The sequence below is a fragment of the Paenibacillus sp. 01T422 genome (assembly GCF_056398785.1).
Genome location: NZ_JBFTQB010001700.1, coordinates 1 through 401, shown reverse-complemented (window position 1 = coordinate 401; position 401 = coordinate 1). Strand labels below are relative to the sequence as shown.

The 401-nt window shown below is 44.1% G+C and carries 1 protein-coding gene; it reads right to left on the bottom strand.

The features are described from left to right. Positions 1–401: AraC family transcriptional regulator (locus AC1DUA_RS40835; protein WP_477505041.1), on the bottom strand; the 401-nt coding region annotated here is incomplete at both ends.

The following is a 401-nucleotide window of genomic DNA, read 5'->3' as shown; positions in this document are numbered from 1 at the left end:
GCCTTCGCCATCCTCACATCCGTGATATATTGAATAAAAGTTTTACCGGCCTTGGCTTTAAACATCTCGGAAAAATAGGAAGAATTATAATTAAAACGTTCGGCCAACATCGTTAAATTCAGATCATACATATAATTGTCATGAATAAATTGCTCGGCAGCTTGAATCATCGATTGATCGGCGTCCAGCGAATCCTTCGCCGGCCCGCTAATGATTTTCACGGCTAGTTTACTTAGAAATTGCTGTGCCTTATCCGTCGTATCGTAGCCCCACACCTGCTCGGGACGAAGCCACAGCTGTTCGCTACTTTCTAAGGCAATGCCGGCTGTAAAAGCTATCGTATCTAGCATCAGATACAGCTGAAATATAAGCTTCACAAATCGGGCTTGCGAAGCAGCGAA